A 26553-nucleotide genomic window follows, 5' to 3' on the forward strand; every position below is an offset into this window, starting at 1 on the left:
GCCCGCCCGCGGCCCACCGCAAATGTTTGACCTGATCCGCCCACCTCGGGCATGGTCGTGGTGACGCTCGGTACCGGGGAACCCGAGCCGGCTGGTGCCGCGGCCGACGCCGTTCACGCCGTGCTCCGGCGAGTGGTTCTCGACAACCACGTTGGGGGGCGTGGCGACATGAGGCTGCACGACGGGCGGGAAGACCTCCTGCGCCGGGACGACCCGTCACCGGACGGCGTGGACGCGCTGTGCGAGCGGGTGGTGACGGCGGCCGCGCTGCTGGTGCTCGCGCTGGCCCTGGCGCTGGCGCGGTGGGACGAGACGACCGCGGGCCGGATCTGGTTCCTGGTGGTCACCGGGACGGTCGACCGCTAGGCGGTTCCCAGCCGCGCGCGAGGATGTCGAAGACCTGCCCGACGGCGGCTTCGCGGTCCGGCCGGTTGCGGGTGAGCGCCGGGATCTGCAGCACGAACCGGGCGAGGGCCGCGCAGGCGAGGTCGTCGTGGTCGACGCCGAACTCGCCGGCGATGGCGGCGGCGAGGCTGTCGGTGTGCCGGGTCCACATGCGTTCCGCGTACTCGCGCAGCGCCGGCGTGGAGTCCACCAGGGCGACGAACTCGGCCGCCCGCGGGTGCGCCGCCACCGGCAGCCAGGTGTCCAGGACGTGCCGCCGGAGGGCGTCGAGGACGCCCTGGCCGTCGGCTCGTCCCCGCACCGCGGCGACCAGTTCCGCCTCGCGGTCCTCCTCCTCGTCGAACACCAGCGCTTCCTTGCCGCTGAAGTGCTTGAACACCGTGGTGGTCGACACGTCGGCCAGGTCGGCGACGTCCCGGATGCCGACCTGGTCGTAGCCGCGCTCCAGGAACAGCCGCAGCGCGGCGTCCGCGATCGCCTGCCGGGTGGCCGCCTTCTTGCGCTCGCGGCGGCCGACGGGGGGAACGGTCATGGCTTGAGCGTATCCGAACGTGACACGCGTAGCTAAGTTGACTTGTTGCACTTTTCCACTCGTTCCGCTTAGCTGGGGCACGACCCCACCGAGAGGAACGACCATGAACTCCCCCGCACCCGCCCGCGCCAGGATCAGCGTCATCGGCGCCGGCCCCGGCGGCCTGACCTGCGCCCGCGTCCTGCAGCGGCACGGCCTGGCGGTGACCGTCCACGACCGCGACCCCGGCCCGGACGCGCGCGACCAGGGCGGCACCCTCGACCTGCACGCCGACAACGGCCAGGTCGCCCTGCGCGAGGCGGGCCTGCTCGACGAGTTCTTCGCGCTGGCCCGCCCCGAGGGGCAGGAGATGCGCCAACTGGACCCCGCCGGCAGGCTCACGTTCCACCACGTCCCGGAGGCCGACGAGCTGGTCAAGCCGGAGATCGACCGCGGCCGGCTGCGGGAGCTGCTGCTCGGCTCGCTGCGGCCGGGGACCGTGCACTGGGGCCGCGCCCTCGACGCGGTCGAGGGACCCGCGGAGGGGCCGCGGCTGCTGCGCTTCGCCGACGGCACGACCGTCGAGGCCGACCTGGTCATCGGCGCCGACGGCGCCTTCTCCCGGGTGCGCCCCGCCGTGTCGCCCGCCGTCCCGGAGCACACCGGGGTGAGCTTCCTGGAAGCCTGGTTCTCCGACGTCGAGGACCGGCACCCCGACCTCGCCGAGCTCGTCGGCCCCGGCAGCGCCGCCGCGGCCGACGGCGACCGCGGCCTGTTCGCCCAGCGCAACAGCGGGAACCGCATCCGCGCCTACCTCGTGCGGAGGGTCCCGGTCGACTGGATCCGCGCGAGCGGCCTGACCGCCGACGACACCGAGGGCCTCCGCGCCCTGCTGCTCGACGAGTACGCCCACTGGTCGCCGCGCCTGCGCCGGGTGATCACCGACAACGACGGCCCCTACGTCGACCGCCCGATCTTCGCGCTCCCCGTCCCGCACACGTGGGAGCCCGACCCGACGGTGACCCTGCTCGGCGACGCCGCCCACCTCATGCCGCCGCTCGGCGTCGGCGTCAACCTCGCCATGCTCGACGCCGCCGAACTCGCCCTCGCGCTGGCGAACTCCGCCACCGTCGACGACGCCCTCCGCACCTACGAGAAGACCATGCTCCCCCGCGCCACCGAGACGGCGAAGGCCCTCGAAGGCGGTGCCGAGCACCTGCTGTCCGCCGAGGTACCGGAGTTCGGCCCGGAGCTTGCGTAGGACACCGTCGGCGAGGTCGTCCGGCGCACCACGGCCGCCCCCGGCACGGCGGTGACCGGCACGAACACCGTCCACGCCGAGCACATCGGCAACGTGGTGCCAGGCCCACACCACCAACCAGGTGATCGTGAACGTCCACGGCGACGCCGAGACGCTCACCTCGATGGGTTCCCGGCGAGGGACACGAGCGCCGGTTCGGCCGCTTGGATGCCGGCCGAACCGGCGACGGGTGCCCGGTACGAGTACCGGCTCACCGACTACAGAATGTCCAACAGGTGATTGTTGTGACTCAGGATAGGACCGTTCAACACGTCCTCGACGTTGTTCAGGCCGCCCTGAGCGGTCTTCTCGACCGTGTTGACGGTCGAGTCGAGCACGCCGACGGCGGGGCCGGTCGCGGCGTTGCTCCTTCGCTCACCCCGTCACCACGACGGGTTCCCTGGAGTGGGAGGCGGTGCGCACCGTCATGAAGAACATCGGCGACGGGCTGTGAACTGCAACCCCAAACGGATCAATCCATTAAGGTGAACGTCGCAGTGTCGCGTTGTCGTGGTCATCGCCGGCCGCAGGCGTGATCATCCATTTCGGATGAACGAAGCCGGGTATCCAGACAGCCGCTGACAACGCGAGCGGCGCCGGAATTCAGAGCAGTGCCGGCGCCCCTTCCGACACGGGCACCACGGCGTCACCGACGGCGATGCGGCCGGGCACCACCACCGACGCGTACACCCCCAACGCCATGTCGTGCCCACGGGCGATCGCCCGCAGCACCGACCGGTCGCGCTCACCGGTGTCCGGGTCCACCGACACCACCGCGCACCGCCGGTCCCGGCGGTCGATCCGCAGCACCGCCCCGCCCACCGCCACCGCCCACCCCACCCAGTCGTCCTCGTCGCCGTCCGTCTCCACCACCAGGTTGGGCCGGAACCGGCGCGCGTCACCCGCGCCCACCGCCGCGACGCTGCGCGTGGAGATCAGCGAGACCGGCGCGGAGTCGAACGTGCCCCGGTCCAGCTTCATGGGCCGCGCGCCCAGCAGCGCGGCCAGCGCCGGGTCCGCCACGTCGTGCTCCCGCCCGGCAGGCGTGCGCACCACGACGGTCCGACCCACCAGGCGGGGCCGGTGCAGCACCAGGTCGGGGCGTTGCCTGGCGGTCAGCCACGGGAACCCGTCGCGCACGCGGCCCTCGCGCACGAAACCCCACCGCCGGTCGTCGACCACCCCGTGCCACGACAGGTCGGCCGCCTCCAGCACCTCGCCCGCCATCGACTTGACCGGGTACCGGTGGACCGCGTGAACCCGACCGACCACCACGACGCCTCCCAGGGGAACGGAGGCGCCCTTGATGCCGGTGGAGCCGGGACCGAGCGTGGCGGACCTCGTCCGTCGCAGCGCCTCTCGGCCCCGTGACCGCATCGTGGCAGCGGCCGCCCGAGGCGGTCAAGCAGCGGGCCCGCCCGCCGCTCACTCGAACGCCGCGAACGCACCGACCTGGTAGGAACCGCCCTTCTGGTGCACGATCACGGCGAGCCGGTTGGCCGCGTTGATCAGGGCGACCAGCGACACCAGCGCCGCGACCTGGTCGTCGTCGTAGTGCTCGCGCACCCGCGCCCACGTCTCGTCGCTCACGCCCCCGTGCGCGTCGGCCAGCCGGGTGCCCTCCTCGGCCAGCGCCAGCGCAGCCCGCTCGGCCTCGGTGAACACCGTGGACTCCCGCCAGGCGGCGACCAGGTGCAGTCGGACCGGGTCCTCACCGGCGGCCGCGGCCTCCTTAACGTGCATGTCGATGCACCACCCGCAGCCGTTGACCTGGCTGGCGCGCAACGACACCAGCTCCTGCGTGGACCTCGGCAGCGTCGACTGCCGGACCACCAGCCCGGCGTTGGCGAACCGCTTGGCGAACTTGAGCGCGACCTCGTTGTCGAACAGGTTGAACCGGGTGCTCATGACGTCGTCCTCCCTCGTGGTGTGCACTGGATGCACACCAGATGGCGGCGAGCCCGATCCTGTGACAAGCCGGGCGTGTGACGCCCAACACAGTCCACATCGGACCGTCACGGTCTCGCGCCCGCCCCGGGCAGCGCCACCGCGCGGGCGTAGTCCGCCGCGGCGCGGGCGTAACCGAGGACCAGGGGTCGGGTGTCGTCCGCCCGCCAGGCGACCGCCAGCTCGCAGGGCGCCACCCCGGTGACCGGGCGCACCACCACCTCGTCCCTGGCGATCAGCGGCGCGTTCCCGGCGGCCAGCAGCACCACGCCGTCGCCGTTCGCCACCGCCTCGTGGGCCTCCTCGGCACTGGAGATCTCCGCGCCGATCACCGGTTCCCGGCCGCCGCGCGCGTCCGTCACCAGCCAGTGGTCCCGCGCGGGGCCGGCGGATTCCGGGAGCGCGAGGAACGGCTCGTCCAGCAGCTCGGCGAAGTCGACGCCCTCCCGGCCGGCCAGCGGGTGCCCGGCGGGGAGCGCCACCAGTCGCGGTTCCCGCGCGACCACCACCCACCGGTACCGCTCCGCGTCGGGCACCGGCAGCCAGACGAAGCCGACGTCGGCCGAGCCGTCGGCGAGCCCGGCCGTCGGATCACCCCAGCCGACCTGGCGCGGGGTGAGCCTGGCGTCGGGGAACCCCACGACCAACCGCATCCGCAGGGCGGACAGCAGGCCGCGGCCGGGGCTGGTGCTCATGCCCGCCACCAGCGTCGTCCGCCGGGCGGCTTTCGCGGACTCGACCGCCGCCCGCGCCCGCGACCACTCCGCGACGATCCGCTCGGCGTGCGGCAGCAGCGCGGCGCCGACCGGGGTCAGCCGCACCTGCCGCCGGTCGCGCTCGAACAGCGGCGCGCCGAGCTGCCGCTCCAGGGCGCGGATCTGCTTGCTCAGCGCGGGCTGCGACACGAACAGCCGTTCGGCGGCCCGGGTGAAGTGCCGCTCCTCGGCGACCGCGACGAAGTAGTTCAGGTCCCGCCCGTGCACGTCCATAGCCATTGGTTATCACAGTGGATCTTGGACTGGTGCCCGTTCCGTTGAGCACAGTGTGCGCAGCTGAACGGCACGAGGAGCGAGTTCGATGAACAACCCCAGGGTATGGCTGGTGACCGGCGCGAACAGCGGCTTCGGCCGGGCGATCACCGAGGAGGCGGTCGCCGCGGGCGACACCGTGGTCGCGGCCGTCCGCCGCCCGGAGGCGCTGGCCGACCTGGTGGCCGCCCACCCCGACCGGGTGGACCCGGTCCGGCTGGACGTCACCGACACCGCGCGGGTCGACGAGGTGGTCGCGGACGTGCTGGCCCGGCACGGCCGGATCGACGTGCTGGTGAACAACGCGGGCCGGACCCAGGTCGGCGCGGTCGAGGAGACCACCGAGGCCGAGCTGCGGTACCTGTTCGACCTGCACTTCTTCGGCCCGGCCGCGCTGATCCGCGCGGTGCTGCCGTCGATGCGGGCCCGGCGCGGCGGTGCGGTCGTGAACCTGAGCAGCGTCGGCGGGCAGCTCTCGTTCGCCGGGTTCTCCGCCTACAGCGCCACGAAGTTCGCGCTCGAAGGGCTGTCCGAGGCACTGGCCGACGAGGTCCGCGAGTTCGGCATCAAGGTGCTCGTGGTGGAGCCCGGCGCGTTCCGCACGAACCTGTTCGGCGCGGGCGCGGCCCACTTCAGCGCCGAGGACCCGGCCTACGCGGGCAGCTCGGGCCGGACCCGGGAGTTCGTCAGGACCGGGCACGGCGGGCAGGCGGGCGACCCGGCCAAGGCGGCCGCGGCCATCCGCACCGCGCTCGACGCCGACCACACCCCGCTGCGGCTCCCGCTCGGCGACGACTCGGTGGACGGGATCCTCGGCCACCTCGACGCCGTGCGCGCGGAGATCGCCACGTGGGAGCGGGTCGCCCGCGACACGAAGTTCGACTGACGCCCCGGCCGGTGGCGCGGCCCGGGGCCGCGCCACCGGTTCGTCAGGGCACGAGCACCAGCCGTCCGCGCACCCCACCCCCGGCCAGCCGCCGGTGGGCCTCGGCCACCTCCTCCAGCGGCAGGGTGCCCGCGACGCGCGTCCGCAGCCCACTCGCGACCAGCTCGGCCAACCGGGCACCGTCGGCGCGGATCCACACGTTCGACACCCGGATCCCGCGCAGCGGCAGGGGCGCACCGCCCAGCACGGCCACGTAGGCGCCACCGCCGCGCACCGCGTCCAGCGCCGCGTACCCGAGCGAGGCCGCGTCGACGACGGCGTCCACCCCACCGGGCACGAGCCGGCGCACGGCCGTGCCCAGCTCCGCCGACCTGGGCACGAAGTGCGTCGCACCCAGCTCGCGGACCACCTGCTCGTCACCGTCGCCCGCAGCGGCGACCACCCGCATACCCTGCCGCGCGGCCAGCTCCACCGCGTACCCGCCCACACCGCCGGCCGCGCCGGTGACCAGCAGCGTCTCCCCCCGCACCAGGTCCAGCGCCTGGGCGGCGGTCAACGCGTTCAGCGGCAGCGTCGCGGCGGCCACCAGGTCGGCCCCCACAGGCAACGAAGCGACCGCGTCGGCGTCCAGGACCACCTGCTCGGCGTGGGTCTTCGCGGGCAGCGCCAACCGGTCGGACAGCCCCGCCACCCGGTCGCCCACCGCGAACCCGGCCACCCCGGGACCGACCGCCCCGACCGTCCCGGCCACGTCCCACCCCAGGCCGATCACGTCCCGGGCCGGGATGAGCCCGGCCAGGTCACCGGACCGGGTTTGCAGGTCCACCGGGTTGACCGCGGCGGCGGCGACCCGGACCAGCACCTGCCCGGCCGCCGGCACCGGCTCCGGGACGTCCGCCACTTCCAGCACTTCAGGGCCCCCGTAGGAGCGCACCACCACGGCTCTCACCCCCGGAACGCTAGGAAAGCTACTCTCCGACAGGAAGTAGGCACCTGAAAGTGCGTACCGCACCCGGAGGTGGGCATGACGACGACCGCCGCGCAACAACGCGCCCGACAGCGCCAGGCGTACGACGCCTACCTGGCCGAGTGCCCGGCGCGGCAGCTGCTGAACCGCATCGCCGACAAGTGGGTCACCCTCGTGCTCACCGCCCTGGCCGACGGCCCCCGCCGCTACGGCGAGCTGAGCCGCACCATCGCGGGCGTCAGCCAGAAGATGCTGACCCAGACGCTGCGCGGCCTGGAGCGCGACGGCCTGCTCACCCGGACCGTGACCGCGTCGGTGCCCGTGCGGGTGGACTACGAGCTGACCGCCCTGGGCCGCAGCCTGCTGCCGGTCGTGGCGTCGATCAAGGCGTGGGCCGAGTCGCACATCGAGCAGGTGAGGTCCGCCCGCGTCGAGTACGACCAGGCCGGACCTGACCGGCCCGGACGCCCGTCCTGACCCCGCACCGCGACCCCGCTCGGCGTGCTCCCGCCGGCCGAACACCTTCGGCTCAACACCGTCCTCGCGCGGGCCGCCAAGCCGGTGGCAGGGGCGGGTGGTCGCCCGCCGCGTCCCCGGCTCGGAGGTACCGATGCCCCGGCCCGCCGATCACCCGCGCTCGGAGCCGCCCTGCTGCCGGCCGCCGCCGTCCTGGGCACCCGGCCACCACCTGGACCGGGACCCGCTCTCCACCGGGAACTCGACCTCGGTACCCGGCCCCGGCGCCTGCTCCAGACCGGCGACGGCACTCCGATCTCGCGCGACACCTCGGCAACCAGGATCGTCGCGCCCGGCGTCGACGGGACCTCCCTCCGGTTCCACCACTCCTTCCACGGCCAACCGCGGACGACGGGCGCGTTCCCCCGCCAACCGGGCCGCGACCCGGTGCCGGGCGTCGAGCCCGCACCGGGTCGCGGCACCTCAAGCGCCCCTCCGCCTCAGCCGGCCAGCGCCATGACCTGCGCGGCCACCTCCGCCGGTGCCTCCAGCGGCAGCATGTGGCCCGCGTTCTCCACCACCACCGACTCGCCGCCCACGATCGACGCCAGCTCCTTGGCGTTGGACTCGGGCACCAGCCGGTCCTCGTCGCCCACGATCGCGATCACCGGCCGCTCCCCCGCCACGGTCAGCGCCGCCTCCCGGTCGTAGCGGTCGACCGCCGGGCGGAACAGCGCGACGGTCTCCGGCCAGTGCGCCCACACCATGTCCGCGGTCAGGTCCACGTCCTCCTGGCGCGGCTCGTCGCCGAACAGCCACCAGCGCAACCCGGCGGTCTTGGCCGGCTCGATCTTCTCCCGGATGGTGCGCACCAGCGGCCCGAACGCCCGCTCCAGCTCGCGCACCAGCTTGCCCACCGACTTGGGCCAGGCCAGCGACGTCTCGGCCAGGCCGGTCGAGGCCGTGGACACGAACACCACGCCCGCCACCACCTGCCGGTAGAGCCGGGGCCGGCGCTCGGCCATCGCCATCGCCGCCATGCCGCCCATGGAGTGACCGGCGATCACCACCCGGCCGCGCTCGACCAGCCGCTCGACCAGCTCGCCGAGGTCGTCGCCCAGCTGCTCGATGGTCGCGGTCTCCTTGTCCGCGGGCGACGAGGCGCCGTGCCCGCGGTGGTCGTAGGAGATGACCTGCACCGACGCCGGCAGCGCGGCCACGACCCGGTGCCAGCTGCGGTGGTCCAGCGCGTAGCCGTGCGCGAGGACGACGGTCAGCTCCGCCTCGGGCGGACCGCTGCGCACCACGTGGAGCTCCGCCCCGTCCCCCAGCAGCAACCGCTCGGTCGCCATGCCGCTACCCCTTCCGTCGGTCATCTTGCTTAACCAACGAGTAGGTAAGCGGTTCGTCACGCCTCGGGCGGCTGACGGGTGCGACGGGCGCGGGGCGGCCCGCGGACACGGCGGGGGTCGTCGCCGAGCGGTCCGCGGTCGACATCGGCGCCGTCGACCGGTTGGGCTTCGCCCTACGCTGCGGCACGCCAACCAGACCGTCGTCACGCGGCTGGAACCGTCCTGCTCCAGCACGCCGGAGGAGCCGATGACCGACGGGTGGTGGGTCATCGGGGTGCGGTGCACGGCCTACGACGGCACGATCGGGATCACCTGCCCGTACGGCCTGTACCGGGTGCCGATCCCGCCCGCGTCGGCCTTCCCGGAGGAACCGGCGCTGTCCCGGCACCACGCCACGGTGCGCGGGGACGCCCGCGCACCGTCAGCAGGCGTCCTTCGCGGCCAGCACTCGACGCGCGGCCTCGTCGACGCGCGTCGCGGGCAGGGTGCCGGACGCCACCGAGGTCTCCAGGTGGTCCAGCACCTCGCCGGTGCGTCCGCCGGAGGACCACAGGGCGATGTCGGCGCCGGCGGCCAGCGCCTGCCGCACCGCCTCGGGCAGGTCCACCAGGTCGGTCACCGCGCGCATCGCGCCCAGGTCGTCGGTCATGGCCGGGCCGGTGAAGCCGAACTCGCCGCGCAGCAGCGCATACGCCTCGGCGCTCAGGGTGGCCGGGCGGCCGCCGGTCAGGCCCGGCACGGCGATGTGCCCCAGCATCACCACGACCCGCCCGTAGCGGCCGATGTCGCGGTAGGGCAGGAGGTCGCCCTGGCGCAGCGCGTCCAGCGCGGGCGAGGTCACCGCGCCCTGGTGCGAGTCGCCGCTGGTGTTGCCGTGGCCGGGGAAGTGCTTGAGCACCGGGGTGATGCCCTCCTCGTGCAGCCCCTCCGCGAACGCCTGGGCGTACGTGGCGGTCACCGCCGGGTCGGGGCTGAACGACCGGTCGCCGATCACCGTCCGGTCGGGCTGGCCGCTGGTGTCGACCACGGGGGCGAGGTCCATGCTCACGCCCCGCACGCGCAGCGCCCGCGCCCGGTCGCGGGCCAGGGCGCGCACCTGCTCCGGTGACATGTCCGCGGCCATCCGGCGCGCGCTGGGCAGCGGGCCGTCCAGCTCCTCCACCCGCTGCACCCGGCCGCCCTCGTCGTCCACGGCGACGGTCAGCGGCAGCGCGGCCGCGGCGCGCACCGCGTCCAGGCCGCCGGTGAGCAGGGCGGTGTCGTCGCCGCCGATGAAGATGCCGCCGACCTGCTCCCGCCCGACCACGCCCAGCGCGTCGCCGGTGCCGCGCGGGTCGACGCCGACCATGAGCAGCTGGGCCAGCCGGGCGCGCAGGGGCAGGGCCGCGGTCCTGACCGCGCACGGGTCGGGTGCCGGGGCGGGTGCGGCGGTGGGCTCGGAGGACGGCGAGGGGGACGCGGTCGTCGGCGCGGCCACGGGGCGCCCGGTCACCAGGGCGCCGGGGTCGTGCAGCAGGGCCGCGAGCAGCGCGCCGACGGCCGTGAACACCAGCCACGCCCTCGTACCGGCGTTCGGGCCGCCGTGGTGCCTGTTCGGCCGCTCGGTCCGCACGGCACCCAAACTACGTCATCGGTCCCGGGCGCACCGGGACGCGCGGGCGAGCGACACGTCACAGGGGGCGGTCGGGCGAAGCCGCGCCACGAGGTGGTGGGCCGCCCCGGCCGCGGTGGGAGAGGACCCGGCCGGAGCGGCCCACGAGAAGGCGGCCGCACCTGAGGCGGGCGACCGCACCCGGTCGGACGGGGCGGAGAACCGCGGCGAGCCCGAATACTCACCAGCTTTAACGCTTAAGTCAACCTGGTGACCGATTCTCGTCCGAAATCCGACAAGAGCGTTCAACTGTTCATGGTCACTTTCTTAACTGCTTAAGCCGCTCACCACACGCCTTGACCGCCCACCCCTCCCACCCGGTGGTCGGAGACCGACAGAGGTCAGTTAGTAACGCTAAGCTTCAGGCGTGAAGCGCCCCGTCGGACTCGTCATCGCCGTGCTCAGCCTGTGCGGGACCGTCGTGTCGCTGATGCAGACCCTCGTGGTCCCGCTGCTGCCCGAGCTGCCCACCCTGCTGGGCACCACCGCCGACAACGCCTCGTGGCTGGTGACCATCACGCTGCTGACCAGCGCGGTGGCCACGCCGATCCTGTCCAAGGTCGCCGACATGGTGGGCAAGCGGCTGGTCATGGCCCTCGCCCTCGGCGTGCTGGTGGTCGGCTCGGTGGTGTGCGCGCTGAGCGGTTCGCTGGGCGGCATGATGGCCGGCCGGGCCCTCCAGGGCTTCGCGCCCGCGCTGATCCCCGTGGGCATCAGCATCATGCGCGACGAGCTGCCGAAGGAACGGGTCGGCTCGGCCGTGGCGCTGATGAGCGCCACCCTCGGCATCGGCGCGGCGGCCGGGCTGCCGCTGGGCGGCGCGATCGCCACCGCGCTGGACTGGCACTCGCTGTTCTGGGTCTCGGCCGGGATGGGCGCGGTGATGCTGGCCGCGGTGCTGCTGGTCGTGCCGGAGTCGTCGGTGCGCTCCCCGGGGCGCTTCGACCTGGTGGGCGCGGTGCTGCTGTCGGTGGCGCTGACCAGCCTGCTGCTGGCGATCTCGAAGGGCGCGGCGTGGGGGTGGACCAGCCGGGCCACGCTGCTGTGCCTGGTCGTCGCGGTGCTGGGGTTCGCCGCGACCGCGCCGTGGGAGCTGCGGGTGGGCAACCCGCTGGTCGACCTGCGCACCTCGGCCCGCCGCCCGGTGCTGCTGACGAACGTGGCGTCGCTGCTCGCCGGGTTCGCCATGTACGCCAACCTGCTGGTCAGCACGCAGGAGCTGCAACTGCCCGAGGCCACCGGCGTCGGCTTCGGCCTGCCGCCCACCGCGGCCGGTCTCGCGATGCTGCCCGGCGGCCTGGTCATGGTCCTGCTCGCGCCGGTCTCGGCCGCGGTCACCCGCCGCTACGGGGCCCGGATCACCCTGATGGTCGGGTCGCTGGTGATGGCGGTCGGCTACGCCGCGCGCGCCCTGCTCACCGGGCAGCTGTGGCAGCTCGTCACCGGGACCACGGTCATCTCCGTCGGCACGGCCATCGCGTTCGCCGCCATGCCGATCCTGGTGATGCGCTTCGTGCCGATCACCGAGACCGCCGCCGCCAACGGCCTCAACACGCTGGTGCGCTCGATCGGCACGTCCTCCTCCAGCGCCGTGGTCGCCGCCGTCCTGACCGCGGGCGCCGTCACCACCGCGGGCGTGGCCGCGCCGACCGCCGCGGCGTTCGCCCGGGTCTCCTGGATCGCGGCCGCGGCGGCGGTGCTGGCCGCCCTGCTGGCCACCGCCCTGCCCGGCCGCGAGGTGACCGCGGTCCCCTCGCCCGCCCGCGACGAGACCGGGGAGGTGGTGGCGCGCGGCGAGGTCGTCACGCCCGACGGCCACCCGGTGCGGTTGGCGGTGGTCACCGTGCTGACCCTGCGCGGGCGGCGGGTCGACTGGGCGCGCACCGACCACACCGGCACGTGGTCGGTCGCCCTGCCCGGTCGGGGCCGCTACCTGGTGGTGTGCTCGGCCGACGGCTGGTCGCCCCGCTCCCGGGTGCTGGACCTGGGCGCCGACCGGCCGCAGCGGATCGTGCTGTGCGACCGGCGGGAGCTGGTCGGCGTGGTGCGCCACGGCGGTGCCGCGGTGGCCGACGCCCTGGTCACCCTCACCGGCCCGGCCGGCGAGACCGCCGAGCACGCGCGCACCGACCGGCAGGGCCGCTACGCGCTGCCGCTGCCGCCCCTGGGCGGCTACGTGCTCACCGTGCTGCCGCCGGGGTCGGACGTCGCCCACGCCACCGACGTGGTGGTGACCCCGCAGCGCCGCACCGTGGACCTGGACCTGCCCGTGGCGTGAACCCGGTCGACCTATGATCCACCGGGTGGTCACCATCGCCGACGTCGCGCGAGCAGCGGGCGTCTCGCCGAGCACCGTGTCCTACGTGCTGTCGGGCAAGCGCGCGATCTCCGACGCGACCCGGCTCCGGGTGCAGCGCAGCATCCGCAGGCTGGGGTACCGGCCGAACGCGGGCGCGCGGGCGCTGGCGGGCAAGCGCACCAACGTGCTGGCCCTGGTGGCGCCCCTGCGCGCCGACCAGAACGTGCCGGTGGTGATGCGGTTCGTCGGCGCCACCGCCGCGCGGGCCCGCGACCACGACCACGACGTGCTGCTGCTGACCGCGGACGAGGGCGCGGAGGGGCTGCACCGGGTCGCGGCCTCCGCGCTGGCCGACGCGCTCATCGTGATGGACGTGGAGGCGGGCGAGCCGCGGGTGCCGGTGCTGCGGTCGCTGGAGCGGCCCTCGGTGCTCATCGGCGTACCGGACGACGTGCGCGACCTGACGTGCGTGGACCTGGACTTCGTCGCCGCCGGGGCGGACTGCCTGGCCCACCTGGCCGACCTGGGCCACCGGCGGGTCGCCCTGATCGGCCCCTCCCCCGCGGTCTACCGGCGCGGCACCAGCTACGCGGGCCGGTTCCGGCGCGGGTTCGAGCAGGCGGCGGCGCGGCGGGGCGTGCGGGCCGCCGTGCTGGCCTGCCCGCCCACCTACGAGGGGCTGCGGGCGTGCCTGGACGGGCTGCCGGCCGGGGTGACCGGGCTGGTGGTGCACAACGAGGCCGTGCTGGGGCCGCTGCTGTCGGAGCTGGAGCGGCGCGGCGCGCGGGTGCCCGGGGACGTGTCGGTGCTCGCGGTGTGCCCGCCGGACCTGGCCGAGGCGCACGCCGTGCCGCTGACGTCGGTGGACATCCCGGCCGACGAGCTGGGCGCGCTGGCCGTCGACCTGGCCGTGCGGCAGCTCGACGGGCTGGGCGCGCCGGAGGTGCGGTTGCTGCCGCCGCGGCTGACCGCGCGCGGCAGCACCGGCCCGGCGACCTAGTCGGCGGCGGGCCGGGGGAACAGGGTCAGCAGCCGCGCCGCGGCCTGCTCGTCGCCCGCCACCCGCGCCCGCCCCGCCGCGACGGCGTCCGGCAGGCCCGCGCCGCCGAAGACCAGCTCGCGCAGCGTGGCGCGGTCGGTGTCGACCACGGCGTCCGGTTCGGCCGGGGCGCCCGCGACGACGTCCACCCGTCCCCCGTCCACGGCCACCCGGAAGGGCTCGTCGTCCACCCGCAGCTCGAAGGTGCCGCGCAGGTCCCCGGCCCGGTCCGGGGAGAACGTCGTCAGCAGGGCGAACAGCAGGGCGGCGACGCTCAGCTCCGCGGTCGAGCCGACCGGCGTGGCACTCCCCCACCTGGCCAGTTCCAGCAGCACCGGCCGCAGCCGCGCGCCGCGCCGGGTCAGCTCGTAGACCGGCGCCCCGGTGGCGCGGCGGCGCACGACGTCGGCGGCCTCCAGCTCCCGGAGCCGGTGGGACAGCACGTTCTGGCTCGCGGCGGGCAGCCCGGCCCGCAGGTCGGTGAACCGCTTGGGGCCGAACAGCAGCTCCCGCACCACCAGCAGCGCCCAGCGGTCGCCGACCAGGTTCAGCGCGCGGGCGATCCCGCAGGGGTCGTCGTACACCCGACTCGACATCGCACTCCTTTTGCCATACCTTCTGGTCCTAGTTTAGGACCAGATCGGTTCCAGGGGGAACTCATGACCGCGATGACCTCGTTACGGGGACACGCCGAGCAGGGCCACGCGAACGTCCGGGGATCCGCCGGTCGGAGGCGAGGCTGACGTGGCGACCTACGTCCTCGTCCCCGGCGCCGGCGGCGACGCCGGGTTCTGGCGGTTCGTCGAACCGCTGCTGCGCCGACGCGGCCACGACGTCGTCGCCGCGGACCTGCCCGCGGCGGACGACTCGGCCGGCCTGGCCGAGTACGCCGACGCCGTCGTGACCGCGATCGGCGACCGCCGCGACCTGGTCCTGGTGGCCCACTCGCTGGGCGCGTTCACCGCGCCGCTGGTGTGCGAACGCGTACCGGTGGACCTGCTGGTCCTGGTCGCCGCCATGGTGCCCGCGCCGGGTGAGGCCCCCGGCGACTGGTGGGCCAACACCGGCCAGGTGCAGGCCGAACGGGAGGTCAGGCAGGCGCACGGGCTTGACCCGGACGCCCCGTGGGACCTGGGTTTCACCTTCCTGCACGACGTGCCCGCCGAGGTGGCCGCGCCGCTGGCGGCCGAGGGGTGGCCGGCCCAGTCGGGCACCCCGTTCGGCCGGCCCTGGCCGCTCGGGGCGTGGCCGGACGTGCCGACCAGGTTCCTGCTCTGCCAGGACGACCGCCTGTTCCCGGCGGAGTTCCAGCGGCGCGTGGTCAAGGAGCGCCTGGGCATCACCCCGGACGAGATGCCCGGCGGCCACCTGCCCGCGCTCGCCCGCCCGGCCGAGCTGGTCGAGTGGCTGGAGCGCTACCGGACCGGGGTGTCGGGTCAGTAGGTGTAGCGGCGCACGACCTCCGGGTGGATGACGAGCCGGACCTGGTCCTCGGCCAGGATCGCGGCCAGTTCGGCGGCACGGGTCGGGTCGTCGAGGTCCCAGTAGCGGGCGGCCAGGCGGGTGCACAGGTCGTGCGCGCCGTCGGGCTCGATCGCGACCCGGCCGGCGACCGACACCCAGCGCTCGCGCTCACCGACCGGGGCGGCCACGACGAGCGACGCGCGCGGGTCGCGGCGCAGGCGTCGCACCTTGACCGTGCCCGGGCCGGTGAACAGCTGCACCGTGCCCTCGTCGGTGGCCTCGAACCACACCGGCCGGGGCTGCGCCGGCACCGGCCCGGCGGCCACGGACAGGAAACCGTGCAGGGGGCGTCGGAGGAATTCCAGGTCCTCGGCGGTCAGTGCGTCGTCGCTCATCCGCGGCCTCTCCGGTCGTAGGGAACGGTGTCAACGTAAACCAACACCTGCTCCGCAGCGGCTCCCGATCCGGGCTCGACCGGCCGGGGAAGCCGCCGGGCGTTGCGCAGCAGTCGCGAACCGCCTTGTACGGCGGGAAGACGCACCCGAGGCTTGCCGCCCACCTCCGACTACGCGCTCAGCCCACCCAGCGCCGACCCGACGACCACGTGGGCGAGCACCGCCAGCACCGCCGCCACCGGCAACGTGATCGCCCGCTCCGGCCACGTGCGCCCCAACAGCGGCACCAAGGCGAACACCGCGCCACACACCCACGCCTGAGCCTCGTAGTCCAACACCAGGGCGTAGTGCAGGCCCTCCTGGCCGAACACGCCCGCGAGCACGGCCAACCCCGCGACCCGCTGCCACCTCCGCCCGCTGGCGCGCCACCAGGCACCCGCCGCGCCGAACAGCGGACCGGCGAGGAAGGCCATCGCGAGCCACACCAGCGGCCAGGACCAGTCGCCCATGCCGTCACGCCCGAGCTCGGCCCAGCCATAGTAGCCGAGCACCAGGCCGCACTCGGCGCACAGCCCGCCGACCAGCGACACCACCATCCCCCAGCGGGACAGCAGCGCCCCCGCGCAGAACGCGGCGACCGTCCACACCGCACCGGAGTTGGCCAGTTGGTTCCACGCACCCGGCAGCACGCCTTGCGCCAGGTTGGTCAGCACACCCAGCAGCAGACCACCTACAAGGGCCAACACTGGCGGTTGAACACGGCGCTCTTGCCTGACAGTCGTCACGGACAGCAACTATACACACAGTTCATAGTTGGCGAGCGGCCACGGGCCGCGCGCCCGTGGTCACCGCGCGGAGGAGCCATTCCAGCGGTCCGTAGCGGTGGCTGCGGAGCCACAGCGCGCTGAGTGCGAGCTGGACCGCGTAGATGCCGACCACGAGCCCGGCGACCGCGCCGTAGGACAGGGTGCCCATCAGGCCGAATCCGTACGCGGTGAAGACAACGCCCAGCACGACCGACTGCAGGATGTAGTTCGACAGCGCGACGCGACCCGCCGGGGCGAACACGGCCGCGGCTCGGGTGTCGAACAGGCGTAGCAGCACGGCGACGTACCCGCCGGCGAGCAGCGGAGCGGTGAGGATGCTGACCCCGATCGCGACCGTCTCGACAGGACTGCCGGGGTGGTTCACCGCGACGTAGGCGTAGAAACCGGCCCCCGCGAGCCCGATCGGCGCGCCGACGCGCAGCAGCCACGCCCACAGCGCCCGGTACCGCCCGGGTTCGGCGAGCACCCGCCGCCTGCCCGCCGCGAACCCGAGCAGGAACATCGCCAGGGCGCTGGGCGCCTGGACGAACACGACGAACCCGAGCGTGGCGGGCAGCTGTCGCAGGCGCTCGGCGACCACCGTCCCCGGACTCCCCCGGTAGGCGGCCACTGTCTCGGCGACCTGCGCGGACACCGCGGCGGCGTCGGCCGGGGCGCGGGTGAGCACGTCGAGGACACCCAGCAGGGTCCACAACGCACCGCTGACGAGGATCAGGCCCACCGCCAGCCGGACCGCGCGCCTCGGGGAGATGCCGCGCAGCGCCAGCAGGACGAGGCCGAGCAGGGCGTAGGTGGTGAGGATGTCGCCGTGGAACAGCAGCACGGCGTGCGCGACGCCGATCGCCGCGAGCCCGAGGTGCCGCCGCAGCATCCGCGGCCGGAAGGCGACGCCGGCGCGGGCGGCGGAGTCCATCTGCTGCGTGAAGCTGTAGCCGAAGAGGAAGGAGAACAGCAGGTAGAACTTGGTTTCGAAGAACATCGAGACGATCCACTGGACGGCCGGGTCGCGTGCCGGATCGGCGATCCCGGAGCCGTAGTAGCCGGTCGCGAAGACCCACGCGTTGACGGCGAGGATGCCGAACAGCGCGAATCCGCGCAGCGCGTCCAACCGCACGAGGCGGTACTGGTCGGACACAGGTCCGCCTTTCATAAACCGAGTAGTCGGTCTAATATTGAGGGCGCACGATCCACACCGTCAACCCCCTGGTTGAATCGGACCCATGCGCACCGTGGACCCGGCCAAGCGCGAGGCGAAGCGACTCCAGATCCTGGCGGCCGCGGCGCGGTGCTTCGCGCGCAAGGGGTTCGGCCAGACCCGCACCGCCGACATCTGCGCCGAGGCGGGGATGAGCCCCGGCAACCTGTTCTACTACTTCGGCAGCAAGCAGGACATCTTCGCCGCGGTCGTCGAGCAGGACGGCGTCGACACCGAGGCGCTGTTCGCCGGCCTGTCGGCCGCCGAGCCGTGGGACGCGCTGACCCGGTTCTTCGACCTGGTGGTCGACCTGGCCGCGGACGCGGACTACGCCCGCCTCGCCCTGGAGATCTCCGCCCAGGCCCACCGCGACGAGCGGATCGCGGCCCTGGTCGCGGCCAACGACCGGTCGGTGCGCTCCGGCCTGGCCGACCTGGTCGCGCGGGCGACCGGGGCAGGCCGGATCGACCCCGGCCTGGACCCGACCACGACCGCCACCTGGCTCGCCACCCTGGTGGACGGCCTGTTCAACCGCGTCGCGGTGGACGCGGGCTTCGCACCGGAGCGCGAACGCGAGTCACTGCACCTGATCCTCGCCCGACTCCTGCGCCACGAGGCCCAACCCGAATCCTGACCGCCGGCACCGTTCCCTCCCCCGGATATCCTGGGCCCCTGCCGACCTGGTGGAGGAAGCGTTCGTGCGCATCGGTGTGTTCTACGACGGGACGTGGTTCGCGTACCTGAGCGACTTCTACGCGACCGTGCACCCGCGGGCGGCCCGGATCTCGCTGGACGGCCTCCACGACGCGCTGCGCTGGCACGTCCACACCGAGACCGGTCACCCCTTCGAGGAGTGCGTCGTGCCGGAGGCGCACTACGTGCGCGGCCGCATCGACACCCCCGCGACGTCCTTCGACGCGGCCCTGGCCGCGGCCGGCGTCACCCGGCACGACCTCCCGCTGCTGGGCGGCAAGGAGAAGGGCGTGGACGTCCACTTCGCACTGGAGGTGTGGGACCGGGCCACCACCTCGCCGTTGCAGTGGGTCGTCCTGATCACCGGGGACGCCGACTTCACCCCGCTGGCCGGCAGGCTGACCACGCGCGGCGTGCGCGTGGTCGTCCCGGTGGTCGAGCCCCGGATGCCGTGGTTCCCGTCCTCGTCCCCGCCGGAGTGGACGCCGCGTACCGCCGCTCCCCTGCGCGCGGCGGCAACCTCGACGCCCGCGTTCGACGACCTGTTCGCCCCCGCCGACCGCGCCGACTCCCCGCTCCGGTCCCCGTTCGTGGCCTCGCGGCAGGCCGCGGCCTCCCCCGCGGGCACCCCGCGCGGCCGCCGCCGGGGCACCGTGACCGGCTGGCAGCCGGGGCAGTCGCACGGTTTCATCACCGACACCCGCGGCGGCTCGTGGTTCGCCTCCCGCGACGACCTGCCGGGCAGCCGGACCATGCTGCCCAGCGGGACGCCGGTGTCGTTCACCGGCTCACCCGTCCCGCCGCCGGGGCACAGGTACCCGCGGGCCTACTCGATCCGAACCGAGCCCGATTCGGCGATGTCGCACCGGACACCATGACGCCGGTCCTGTTACCTTCTCCCGGCCGTGCTCGTCATGGGGGTGACGACCGGGCACGTCCGGTCGTCACATCGACGAGCGAGGTGGGGCGAGGATGCTGACCAACATCATGTACGTGACGGTCTACGTCACCGATCAGGACCGTGCGCTGGAGTTCTACGCGGAGGGCCTGGGCCTGGAGAAGCGGATCGACTTCCCGGGGCCCGACGGCCGTTTCCTCACCGTCGGCGTGCCCGGCAGCCCGGTGCAGGTCGTCCTGTGGTCGCACGCGGCCTCCGCGGGACAGCCGGCCGACGCGGGCCCGCCCGTCGCGCCCGGTCCGCTCATCCTCGAATCCGACGACCTGCGCGAGGACTTCGAGACCTTCCGCCGGCGTGGCGTCACCTTCACCGAGCCCGAACCCGTGGACTACCCGTTCGGGCTGCGCGTCGAGGCGGTGGACCCGGACGGCAACCGGATCTCGCTGCGCGAGCGGCGCACGGCGTGACCGCCCACCCCTCCGACCTCGTGGCCGAGGCGTTCGAGGCCCAGCGCGACCGGCTGCGCGCCGTCGCGTACCGCGTGCTGGGCTCGCACGCCGACGCCGAGGACGCGGTCCAGGAAGCCTGGGTGCGCCTGGTCGGCCGGGACGCGGCGTCGATCGACAACCTGGCGGGCTGGCTGACCACCGTGGTCGGCCGGATCAGCCTGGACGTCCTGCGATCCCGCCGCGCCCGCCCGGAGACCGCCTACGGGCAGGAGTCCGGGGACCTGCTGGTGACGCCCGACGACGGCCCCGCACCGGACGAGCAGGCGGCGCTGGCCGACTCGATCGGCCTCGCCCTGCTCGTCGTGCTCGACACCCTGACCCCGAACGAGCGCCTGGCGTTCGTCCTGCACGACATGTTCGCGGTGCCCTTCCACGACATCGGCCGGATCCTGGGCAAGTCCGGCGACGCCGCCAAGATGATCGCCAGCCGCGCCCGCCGCAAGGTCCGGGCCGCGGACCGGCCGGCGGCCCCCGGCCGCGAACACCGGGAGGTCGTCGACGCCTTCCGCGCCGCCGCCCTCGGCGGCGACTTCGAAGCACTCCTGCGCGTCCTGGACCCGAACGTGGAACTGACCGTCGACACCCCCGGCGGCGTGATCGTCACCCTCGGTGCCACCGAGGTCGCCGCCGGCGCCCGCACGTTCTCCGGCGAGGCCGCCCACCACCGCCCCGTCCTGGTCGACGGCATCCCCGGCCACCTGTCTTGGCGCCCCGACGGGACACCCCTGTCCGCCATCGCCTTCACGGTCGCCGGAGGCCGGATCACCGCCATCCACATCGTCGTCGACCCGGCCAAGCTCGCCTCGATGCACTGATCCCCCGCCGGGCGGTGCGGGCCCGGGATCGCCGGGCCCGCACCGCCGCGCGCATCACCGGACGCCGGTCAGGGTCACCGCACCACCGCCGGCCTCGACCAGCACCCCGTCGGGGTGCGGCCGGGTCCGTCCCCCCTCCACCGCGTCGACCGAACCGGCGCCGACCACCAGCAGCCGCCAGTGCGTCGGCGGGGTGTCGGCCCCCACCTCGATCCGGTCACCCCGCCGCCGGGTGCGGAAGGTCGTGCCGCCGACCACCGTCACGTGGTCGCCGTCCGCCAACCGGTACGCCCGCAGCGTGACGCCCTCGGCGTGGTCGTAGTCGGGCCGGTCGTCGACCGCGCCCACGGGCAGCACGGTGTCGGGCCGCACCAGCAGCGGCAGGGTGAGGAAGTCGCAGCGGTCGCGCGCCCAGCGCGGGCCGGTCACCTCGGCCCCGGTCAGCAGGTGGGTCCACGTACCTTCCGGCACGTAGTAGGAGACCTCGCCGTCGTCGGCGAACACCGGCGCCACCAGCAGGTCGTCGCCCAGCATGTACTGGCGCTCCAGGTACGCGCACGCGGGGTCGTCCGGGAACTCCAGGGCCATCGCGCGCATCATCGGCACGCCCGCCTCCACCGCCTGCCGCGCGGCCCGGTCCAGGTAGGGCATCAGGCCCAGCTTGAGCTTGGTGAAGCGCCGCAGCACGTCCACGGCCTCCTCGTCGAACAGCCACGGCACCCGGTAGGAGCCGCTGCCGTGCAGCCTGCTGTGCGAGGACAGCAGGCCGAACGCCGTCCACCGCTTGAACAGCGCCGCCGACGGGGTGCCCTCGAAGCCACCGATGTCGTGGCTCCAGAAGCCGAACCCGGACAGGCCCAGCGACAGGCCGCCGCGCAGGCTCTCGGCCATCGACTCGTAGCTGGACTCGCAGTCGCCGCCCCAGTGCACGGGGAACCGCTGCGAGCCGACCGTGGCCGAGCGGGCGAACACCACGGCCTCCTCGGGACCGCGCCTGCGGCGCAGCACCTCGAACACCGTCCGGTTGTAGAGGTAGGTGTAGTAGTTGTGCATCCGCTCGGGGTCGGAGCCGTCGTGGTAGACCACGTCGGTGGGCACCCGCTCGCCGAAGTCGGTCTTGAAGCAGTCCACGCCCTGCGCCAGCAGCGCGTCGAGCTTGGCCGCGTACCACTCGCGGGCGGCCGGGTTGGTGAAGTCGACCAGCGCCATGCCCGGCTGCCACAGGTCCCACTGCCACACCTCGCCGGTCGGCCTGCGCAGCAGGTAGCCGGCCGCGGCGCCCTCGGCGAACAGCGGTGACCGCTGCGCGACGTAGGGGTTGATCCACAGCGAGACGCGCAGGCCGCGGGAGCGCAGCCGGTCGAGCATGCCGACCGGGTCGGGGAAGGTGCGCGGGTCCCAGGTGAAGTCGCACCAGTGGAACTCGCGCATCCAGAAGCAGTCGAAGTGGAACACGCTCAGCGGCAGGTCGCGCTCCGCCATGCCGTCGACGAACCGGGTCACCGTCGCCTCGTCGTAGGAGGTGGTGAACGAGGTGGACAGCCACAGGCCGAACGACCACGCGGGCGGCAGCGCGGGCCGGCCGGTGAGCGCGGTGTACTTGCGCAGCACCTCCTTGGGCGTGGGCCCGTAGATGACGAAGTACTCCAGCTCCTCGTCCTCCACGCTGAACCCGACCTTGGACACCGCCTCGGAACCGACCTCGAACGACACCCGCCCGGGATGGTTGACGAACACCCCGTACCCGCCGCTGGTCAGGTAGAACGGGACGTTCTTGTACGCCTGCTCGCTGCTGGTGCCGCCGTCGGCGTTCCACACGTCCACGACCTGGCCGTTGCGCACCAGCGGCCCGAACCGCTCGCCGAGGCCGTAGACCACGTCGCCCACGCCCAGGTCGAGCTGCTCGCGGACGTGGTGCGCGCCGTCGGCGGTCATGAAGCCCATGCCCTTGGCGCCGCTGCCGGTCAGCCTGCGCCCGTCGGCGGTGAAGTCGACCCGCCACCGGTCGCCGCGGTGGACGTGCGCGGACAGGGTGCCCGCGGTCAGCACCACCCCGGCGTCGTCGTCGACCACCTTGGCCTCGTGCCCCGGGTCGGCGACCACGGCGAACCGCGGGCCGTTATCCGCGCCGCCGGCGAAGTGGGTGATGGTCACGCCGACCACGTCGGGCATCGGCGAGGACAGGCGCAGGGCGACCACCGGGCCCTTGAGCGTGTCGCCCCGGTGCCGCACGGGGTGGGTCGGCGCGTGCACGACGACCTCGCCCTCCCCCACGACGACGTCGTGCACCTGGACCGGGTGGGCGGCCTGGACCCCCGGCCGCAGCAGCCAGTACCCGTCGGTGAACTTCACTTGCGCTCCTGTCGGTGGAGATCGGGCCGTTCGCGGCCGGGAGGGGACCAAGGCGCTGAACCGGCGGCGAGGGGTTCGCGGGGGTGTCGGGTGCGGTCGCGCGGCTGGTGGCCGGCGCCCTCCGACGAAGTGCCGGGCACGGCGATCCCGGAGGCGGAGGAGTCGGGACCTGCCCGCTGCACCTGGCGGGTGGTGCGGTGGCGCGGCCCGGGTAATCGCGCGAACCGCCGCACGCGGAGGTCGCCGCGCCAGGCGCGGAATTCGTTCGCCGGACGGGGAGCGCTCACCTCACCGCTCCCGCCGTGACACCGCGGGCCAGCGCCCGCTGGAAGACGAGGAAGAACACGACGGCGGGCAGCACGCCGAGCAGCGCGGAGGCGCCGGTCGTGGTGGCGTCCATCATCCGCTGGCCCTGGAGCACCCCGAGCGCCACCGGCACCGTCTGGTTGTCGTTGGAGATCAGCAGCACCATGGGGAGGAAGAACTCGTTCCAGGTCCAGATGAAGAAGAACACGAACAGCACCGACAGCGTCGGCCTGCTGACCGGCACCACCACCCGCACCAGGGTCTGCCACTTGCCCGCGCCGTCGATGCGGGCCGCCTCCAGCAGCTCCCGGGGGAACTCGCCGAGCGTGGAGGTGAGCAGGTAGGTGCCGAAGGCGGCCTGGACGGCCGTGAAGATGACGATCACGGCCGTCTTGGTGTCGTAGAGGCCGACCTGGTTGGTCAGGAAGTACAGCGGGTAGACCAGCGCTTCCTGCGGCAGGGTGTTGGCGACCAGGAACACCACCAGGATCCACAGCCTGCCGCGCACCCGGCCGATGCCCAGCGCGTAGGCGTTGCACACCGACACCACGACCGCCAGCACCGCCACCGAACCGCTGATCACCACGCTGTTGAGCAGCTTGCGCCCGAAGTCCACCCGCTGCCAGAAGGCGATCAGCGCGTCCAGCGACACCGGGTCGGGCACGGCGAGCGGCCCGTTGGCGGCGTAGTCCGCGGGCGTCTTGACCGCGTTGAGCGCCACGATCGCGAACGGCACCAGCATCGCCACGGCCAGCACGACCACCGACCACAGCACCGCGTGCCGCCTCACCGGCGCGCACCCCGGTCCTGCACCCGCAGGAACACCGCGGTCAGCACCAGCACGAGCACCGTCAGCACCGTCGCCACGGCCGCGCCGTAGCCGACCCTGGTCCGCTCGAAGAAGTTCTGGAACGAGTAGTACGACGGCACGGTGGTGGCGCCACCCGGGCCTCCCCTGGTCAGCACGTAGATCGGGGCGAACACCTTGAGCGCGGCGATGGTGCAGGTCAGCAGGACCACGAACACCTCGGGGCGCAGCTGCGGCACGGTGACGTTGCGGAACCGGCCCCACCACGACGCGCCGTCGAGCTCCGCGGCCTCGTGCAGCGACGGGTCGACCCGCCCCATGCCGGCCATGAAGATCACCACGGGGTAGCCGACCTGGATCCACAGCAGCACGCCCATCACCGACCACAGGGCCAGGTCGGGGTCGCCGAGCCAGTCGCCCGCCAGCGCGTCGAACCCGACCGCGCGCAGCAGCTCGTTGAGCGCGCCGTCGCGCGGCGCCAGGACCCAGCCCCACACGATCCCGGCGACGGCCACCGGCAGCACCTGCGGCAGGTAGACGCACGCCCGCAGCACGGCGGCGGCGCGCATGCCGAAGTGCCTGCCGATGTAGTCGAACAGCACGGCGGCGATCAGCAGCCCGGCCAGGGTCGGCAGGACCGCCATGGCCACCACCAGGCCGACGTTGTGCCGGAACGACGCCCAGAACGTGCCGTCCGACAGCAGCCGCGCGTAGTTGTCCAGGCCGATCCACTCCGGCTCGCCCGCGCCGGACCACTCGGTGAGGCTGATGCCGACGTTCATGCCGAACGGCACCAGCACCACGGCGAGCAGCAGCAGGCCGCCGGGCAGCAGGAACAGCAGGTAGGAGCCGCGGTCGCGGAGGGCGGGAGGGATCATCGGTCGGTGCCCGAGCGGTTCTCCCGGTAGTAGTCGCCCAGCTCGGTCAGCACCTCGTGCGGGCCGAGGTCGCCGGTGATGAGCTTCTGCACCGCCGAGACCTGCACGTCGTAGAAGCCGGGCGCGGGCCAGTCGGGGTAGAACGCCAGCCGGTCGCCCGCGGTCAGCTCGCGGAAGTCGGCGTTGAGCTGCTCGGTCCTCGGGTCGGCCGCCGGGGTGGCGCCCGACGCGACAGGCACGCCGCCCGCGTCGCGCAGCTTGTCCTGGACGGCCTGCGACATGGTGATGTCGATGAAGTCGTAGGCCAGCTCCTTGTTCTTGGCGCCCTTGGGCACGACCCACAGGTTGCCGCTGGAGCCGGCGGTCATGCCGAACCACGGGAAGGTGCCCCACTCGAAGCCCTGGACCTGGGCCCGCACCCGGCCGTACCACCAGCTCCCGGTGACCATGAGCGGGTACTCGCCGCGGATGAACGCCTGGCCCATGTCCTCGGCCTTCATCCCGGCCGAGTCCTTGCCCAGGTAGCCCTCGCGCAGCCACTTGGCGAAGGTCTCGGCGCCGTGGACCCAGGTGTTGTCGTGGAAGTCCACCTCGCCGGTGTAGCGCTGGTACCGGTCGACCCAGTCGCGGTCGGCCTCGGTCAGCGCGAGCTGGTAGAACAGCTGGTGGGCGGGGTACTCGGCGCCGCCGACGGCCAGCGGGGTGATGCCGGCGGCGACGAACTTCGCCATCGCGGCGGTCAGCTCGTCCAGCGTCGTGGGCACGGCCAGCCCCTGCCGGTCGAACAGGGTCTTGTTGTAGTAGACCGTCACGTACTCGGCGTAGTTGGGCACGCCGTACCACTTGCCGGAGCCCATCACGCCGCGCTCGTCGTAGCGGGCGGTGGTGTCGATGCCGGCGCCCAGCTCCTTGTCCCACCCGCGTTGGGCGACCTCGGCGCTCAGGTCGGTCAGCAGGCCCTGCCTGGCCAGCAGACCGGCGGTGGCGTTGCCCTTGTTGTACTCCATGACGTCCGGCGCGTCGGCGGAGTTGAGGACCATGGGCGCGGTCTTCTGGACCTGCTCGAAGCCCTTCTCCTCGAACCTGACCTCGACGCCGGGGTGGGTGGCCTTGAACTCCTCGATCGCCGCGGCCCACGCCACGCCCATCGCGCTGTCGGGACCCTCGTAGTGCCAGAGCTTGAGCGTCTTGCCGTCGCCCGCCTCGTCGCCGGAACCCCCGCAGCCGGTCACGACCAGCAGGACGGCGGTGGCGGCGGCCAGGAGTCTGCGCATCAGGGTCCTCCGCGGTGAGGTCCGGCCTGTCGAAGCGCTTCGATAGCATCGACATCTCAGACCGTAGGGCGGGGGGTGTGCCGAGATCAACAGACCAGCAGGGTGAACCGCCGGGGTGGGCGCTGACGCAGCGCAGTCGACGACCCGCCGGAGACCGCCGCGGCGCACCCGGTCTTCACCGCACCGGAAATGAAGCACCCATTTTTTGGGCGCAATTCTGCGGGAACGCCTGTTCGACCTGGTGCCCGGGACAGCCCTCGGGTCACGCGCGATCGCCGGCCGCCCCTTTTCCGATCGG

26 protein-coding genes are annotated in these 26553 nt (G+C 73.7%); 11 read left to right on the forward strand and 15 right to left on the reverse strand.

The window, feature by feature from the left end; all coding sequences use genetic code 11:
- The first annotated feature begins 168 nt into the window (after positions 1 to 168).
- A complete protein-coding gene (locus EKG83_RS25275; RefSeq protein ID WP_033434266.1) occupies positions 169 to 366 on the forward strand; it encodes a hypothetical protein in 198 nt (65 codons plus the stop codon).
- On the opposite strand, the gene EKG83_RS25280 is transcribed toward EKG83_RS25275, so the two are convergent.
- Positions 344 to 937: a TetR/AcrR family transcriptional regulator gene (locus EKG83_RS25280; RefSeq protein WP_033434267.1), complete on the reverse strand. Its 594-nt coding sequence runs from the start codon at positions 935 to 937 to the stop codon at positions 344 to 346. The two genes, EKG83_RS25275 and EKG83_RS25280, sit on opposite strands and share 23 nt — an antisense overlap.
- 103 nt (positions 938 to 1040) lie before the next feature.
- Between EKG83_RS25280 and EKG83_RS25285 the strand changes: the two genes are divergently transcribed.
- Positions 1041 to 2177, forward strand: coding sequence for an FAD-dependent oxidoreductase (locus EKG83_RS25285; RefSeq protein ID WP_033434268.1), 1137 nt, complete (start codon positions 1041 to 1043; stop codon positions 2175 to 2177).
- 642 nt (positions 2178 to 2819) lie between these two features.
- On the opposite strand, the gene EKG83_RS25290 is transcribed toward EKG83_RS25285, so the two are convergent.
- The 3 genes from EKG83_RS25290 to EKG83_RS25300 form a co-directional block, all read right to left on the reverse strand.
- Positions 2820 to 3488, reverse strand: a complete 669-nt coding sequence (locus tag EKG83_RS25290; RefSeq protein ID WP_228122193.1) for an MOSC domain-containing protein — start codon at positions 3486 to 3488, stop codon at positions 2820 to 2822.
- Positions 3489 to 3641: 153 nt separating this feature from the next.
- Positions 3642 to 4124, reverse strand: a complete 483-nt coding sequence (locus tag EKG83_RS25295) for a carboxymuconolactone decarboxylase family protein (protein WP_033434336.1) — start codon at positions 4122 to 4124, stop codon at positions 3642 to 3644.
- Positions 4125 to 4231: 107 nt separating this feature from the next.
- A complete protein-coding gene (locus EKG83_RS25300) occupies positions 4232 to 5152 on the reverse strand; it encodes a LysR family transcriptional regulator (protein WP_033434270.1) in 921 nt (306 codons plus the stop codon).
- A gap of 88 nt (positions 5153 to 5240) precedes the next feature.
- Between EKG83_RS25300 and EKG83_RS25305 the strand changes: the two genes are divergently transcribed.
- Positions 5241 to 6077, forward strand: coding sequence for an oxidoreductase (locus EKG83_RS25305; RefSeq protein ID WP_033434271.1), 837 nt, complete (start codon positions 5241 to 5243; stop codon positions 6075 to 6077).
- A gap of 43 nt (positions 6078 to 6120) precedes the next feature.
- Here EKG83_RS25305 and EKG83_RS25310 read toward each other — a convergent pair whose 3' ends face one another.
- Positions 6121 to 7026 (reverse strand): NADP-dependent oxidoreductase, encoded by a 906-nt coding sequence (locus EKG83_RS25310; RefSeq protein WP_033434272.1) that lies wholly within the window; start codon positions 7024 to 7026, stop codon positions 6121 to 6123.
- A 75-nt stretch (positions 7027 to 7101) separates the two neighbouring features.
- On the opposite strand from EKG83_RS25310, the gene EKG83_RS25315 reads away from it, so the two are divergent.
- A complete protein-coding gene (locus tag EKG83_RS25315; RefSeq protein WP_033434337.1) occupies positions 7102 to 7521 on the forward strand; it encodes a winged helix-turn-helix transcriptional regulator in 420 nt (139 codons plus the stop codon).
- Between the two features lie 479 nt (positions 7522 to 8000).
- On the opposite strand, the gene EKG83_RS25320 is transcribed toward EKG83_RS25315, so the two are convergent.
- Together EKG83_RS25320 and EKG83_RS25325 are read right to left on the reverse strand one after the other, a co-directional pair.
- Positions 8001 to 8852 carry an alpha/beta fold hydrolase gene (locus tag EKG83_RS25320; RefSeq protein ID WP_033434273.1) on the reverse strand — a complete coding sequence of 284 codons (852 nt, stop codon included), beginning with the start codon at positions 8850 to 8852 and terminating at the stop codon, positions 8001 to 8003.
- Between the two features lie 421 nt (positions 8853 to 9273).
- The gene (locus tag EKG83_RS25325; RefSeq protein ID WP_051766705.1) at positions 9274 to 10464 is read right to left on the reverse strand and encodes a glycoside hydrolase family 3 N-terminal domain-containing protein; all 1191 of its coding nucleotides are present in this window, start codon (positions 10462 to 10464) and stop codon (positions 9274 to 9276) included.
- A 406-nt stretch (positions 10465 to 10870) separates the two neighbouring features.
- Here EKG83_RS25325 and EKG83_RS25330 point away from each other — a divergent pair, with 406 nt between their 5' ends.
- Together EKG83_RS25330 and EKG83_RS25335 are read left to right on the forward strand one after the other, a co-directional pair.
- Positions 10871 to 12781, forward strand: coding sequence for an MFS transporter (locus EKG83_RS25330; protein WP_033434274.1), 1911 nt, complete (start codon positions 10871 to 10873; stop codon positions 12779 to 12781).
- A 25-nt stretch (positions 12782 to 12806) separates the two neighbouring features.
- Positions 12807 to 13802 carry a LacI family DNA-binding transcriptional regulator gene (locus tag EKG83_RS25335; protein WP_033434339.1) on the forward strand — a complete coding sequence of 332 codons (996 nt, stop codon included), beginning with the start codon at positions 12807 to 12809 and terminating at the stop codon, positions 13800 to 13802.
- Here EKG83_RS25335 and EKG83_RS25340 read toward each other — a convergent pair.
- Positions 13799 to 14437 (reverse strand): winged helix-turn-helix transcriptional regulator, encoded by a 639-nt coding sequence (locus tag EKG83_RS25340; protein ID WP_194282932.1) that lies wholly within the window; start codon positions 14435 to 14437, stop codon positions 13799 to 13801. The two genes, EKG83_RS25335 and EKG83_RS25340, sit on opposite strands and share 4 nt — an antisense overlap.
- Positions 14438 to 14585: 148 nt before the next feature.
- Here EKG83_RS25340 and EKG83_RS25345 point away from each other — a divergent pair, with 148 nt between their 5' ends.
- Positions 14586 to 15284 carry an alpha/beta fold hydrolase gene (locus EKG83_RS25345; RefSeq protein ID WP_033434275.1) on the forward strand — a complete coding sequence of 233 codons (699 nt, stop codon included), beginning with the start codon at positions 14586 to 14588 and terminating at the stop codon, positions 15282 to 15284.
- Here the strand turns inward: EKG83_RS25345 and EKG83_RS25350 are convergent.
- From EKG83_RS25350 to EKG83_RS25360, 3 genes are all read right to left on the reverse strand, one after another.
- Positions 15278 to 15700: a pyridoxamine 5'-phosphate oxidase family protein gene (locus EKG83_RS25350; RefSeq protein WP_033434276.1), complete on the reverse strand. Its 423-nt coding sequence runs from the start codon at positions 15698 to 15700 to the stop codon at positions 15278 to 15280. The genes EKG83_RS25345 and EKG83_RS25350 overlap by 7 nt on opposite strands.
- Positions 15701 to 15870: 170 nt before the next feature.
- On the reverse strand, positions 15871 to 16485 hold the full coding sequence (locus EKG83_RS25355; protein ID WP_228122194.1) for a DUF6518 family protein: 615 nt from the start codon (positions 16483 to 16485) through the stop codon (positions 15871 to 15873).
- 22 nt (positions 16486 to 16507) lie between these two features.
- On the reverse strand, positions 16508 to 17662 hold the full coding sequence (locus tag EKG83_RS25360) for a DUF418 domain-containing protein (protein WP_228122195.1): 1155 nt from the start codon (positions 17660 to 17662) through the stop codon (positions 16508 to 16510).
- Positions 17663 to 17747: 85 nt separating this feature from the next.
- Between EKG83_RS25360 and EKG83_RS25365 the strand changes: the two genes are divergently transcribed.
- From EKG83_RS25365 to EKG83_RS25380, 4 genes are all read left to right on the forward strand, one after another.
- The gene (locus EKG83_RS25365; RefSeq protein ID WP_033434278.1) at positions 17748 to 18356 is read left to right on the forward strand and encodes a TetR/AcrR family transcriptional regulator; all 609 of its coding nucleotides are present in this window, start codon (positions 17748 to 17750) and stop codon (positions 18354 to 18356) included.
- A 64-nt stretch (positions 18357 to 18420) separates the two neighbouring features.
- A complete protein-coding gene (locus EKG83_RS25370) occupies positions 18421 to 19293 on the forward strand; it encodes an NYN domain-containing protein (RefSeq protein ID WP_228122196.1) in 873 nt (290 codons plus the stop codon).
- A 94-nt stretch (positions 19294 to 19387) separates the two neighbouring features.
- The gene (locus EKG83_RS25375; RefSeq protein WP_033434280.1) at positions 19388 to 19780 is read left to right on the forward strand and encodes a VOC family protein; all 393 of its coding nucleotides are present in this window, start codon (positions 19388 to 19390) and stop codon (positions 19778 to 19780) included.
- On the forward strand, positions 19777 to 20637 hold the full coding sequence (locus EKG83_RS25380) for a sigma-70 family RNA polymerase sigma factor (RefSeq protein ID WP_033434281.1): 861 nt from the start codon (positions 19777 to 19779) through the stop codon (positions 20635 to 20637). The genes EKG83_RS25375 and EKG83_RS25380 overlap by 4 nt, the downstream gene beginning before the upstream one ends.
- A gap of 54 nt (positions 20638 to 20691) precedes the next feature.
- Here EKG83_RS25380 and yicI read toward each other — a convergent pair whose 3' ends face one another.
- The 4 genes from yicI to EKG83_RS25400 form a co-directional block, all read right to left on the reverse strand.
- Positions 20692 to 22989: an alpha-xylosidase gene (yicI, locus tag EKG83_RS25385; RefSeq protein WP_051766689.1), complete on the reverse strand. Its 2298-nt coding sequence runs from the start codon at positions 22987 to 22989 to the stop codon at positions 20692 to 20694.
- Between the two features lie 283 nt (positions 22990 to 23272).
- A complete protein-coding gene (locus EKG83_RS25390) occupies positions 23273 to 24085 on the reverse strand; it encodes a carbohydrate ABC transporter permease (RefSeq protein WP_033434282.1) in 813 nt (270 codons plus the stop codon).
- Complete coding sequence (locus tag EKG83_RS25395) at positions 24082 to 24981, reverse strand: carbohydrate ABC transporter permease (protein WP_033434283.1); 900 nt, start codon at positions 24979 to 24981, stop codon at positions 24082 to 24084. The genes EKG83_RS25390 and EKG83_RS25395 overlap by 4 nt, the downstream gene beginning before the upstream one ends.
- A complete protein-coding gene (locus EKG83_RS25400; protein ID WP_033434284.1) occupies positions 24978 to 26255 on the reverse strand; it encodes an ABC transporter substrate-binding protein in 1278 nt (425 codons plus the stop codon). Before EKG83_RS25400 ends, EKG83_RS25395 begins: the two co-directional genes overlap by 4 nt.
- Positions 26256 to 26553: the final 298 nt, after the last annotated feature.

The sequence above is a fragment of the Saccharothrix syringae genome, assembly GCF_009498035.1.
Taxonomy (GTDB): Bacteria; Actinomycetota; Actinomycetes; order Mycobacteriales; family Pseudonocardiaceae; genus Actinosynnema; species Actinosynnema syringae.

Bases quoted from the DNA above. Each gene is read 5' to 3' on its own strand.
- EKG83_RS25275 (WP_033434266.1), top strand. From the start codon at position 169: ATGAGGCTGCACGACGGGCGGGAAGACCTCCTGCGCCGGGACGACCCG.
- EKG83_RS25280 (WP_033434267.1), bottom strand. From the start codon at position 937: ATGACCGTTCCCCCCGTCGGCCGCCGCGAGCGCAAGAAGGCGGCCACC.
- EKG83_RS25285 (WP_033434268.1), top strand. From the start codon at position 1,041: ATGAACTCCCCCGCACCCGCCCGCGCCAGGATCAGCGTCATCGGCGCC.
- EKG83_RS25295 (WP_033434336.1), bottom strand. From the start codon at position 4,124: ATGAGCACCCGGTTCAACCTGTTCGACAACGAGGTCGCGCTCAAGTTC.
- EKG83_RS25300 (WP_033434270.1), bottom strand. From the start codon at position 5,152: ATGGACGTGCACGGGCGGGACCTGAACTACTTCGTCGCGGTCGCCGAG.
- EKG83_RS25305 (WP_033434271.1), top strand. From the start codon at position 5,241: ATGAACAACCCCAGGGTATGGCTGGTGACCGGCGCGAACAGCGGCTTC.
- EKG83_RS25315 (WP_033434337.1), top strand. From the start codon at position 7,102: ATGACGACGACCGCCGCGCAACAACGCGCCCGACAGCGCCAGGCGTAC.
- EKG83_RS25320 (WP_033434273.1), bottom strand. From the start codon at position 8,852: ATGGCGACCGAGCGGTTGCTGCTGGGGGACGGGGCGGAGCTCCACGTG.
- EKG83_RS25340 (WP_194282932.1), bottom strand. From the start codon at position 14,437: ATGTCGAGTCGGGTGTACGACGACCCCTGCGGGATCGCCCGCGCGCTG.
- EKG83_RS25350 (WP_033434276.1), bottom strand. From the start codon at position 15,700: ATGAGCGACGACGCACTGACCGCCGAGGACCTGGAATTCCTCCGACGC.
- EKG83_RS25365 (WP_033434278.1), top strand. From the start codon at position 17,748: ATGCGCACCGTGGACCCGGCCAAGCGCGAGGCGAAGCGACTCCAGATC.
- EKG83_RS25375 (WP_033434280.1), top strand. From the start codon at position 19,388: ATGCTGACCAACATCATGTACGTGACGGTCTACGTCACCGATCAGGAC.
- EKG83_RS25395 (WP_033434283.1), bottom strand. From the start codon at position 24,981: ATGATCCCTCCCGCCCTCCGCGACCGCGGCTCCTACCTGCTGTTCCTG.
- EKG83_RS25400 (WP_033434284.1), bottom strand. From the start codon at position 26,255: ATGCGCAGACTCCTGGCCGCCGCCACCGCCGTCCTGCTGGTCGTGACC.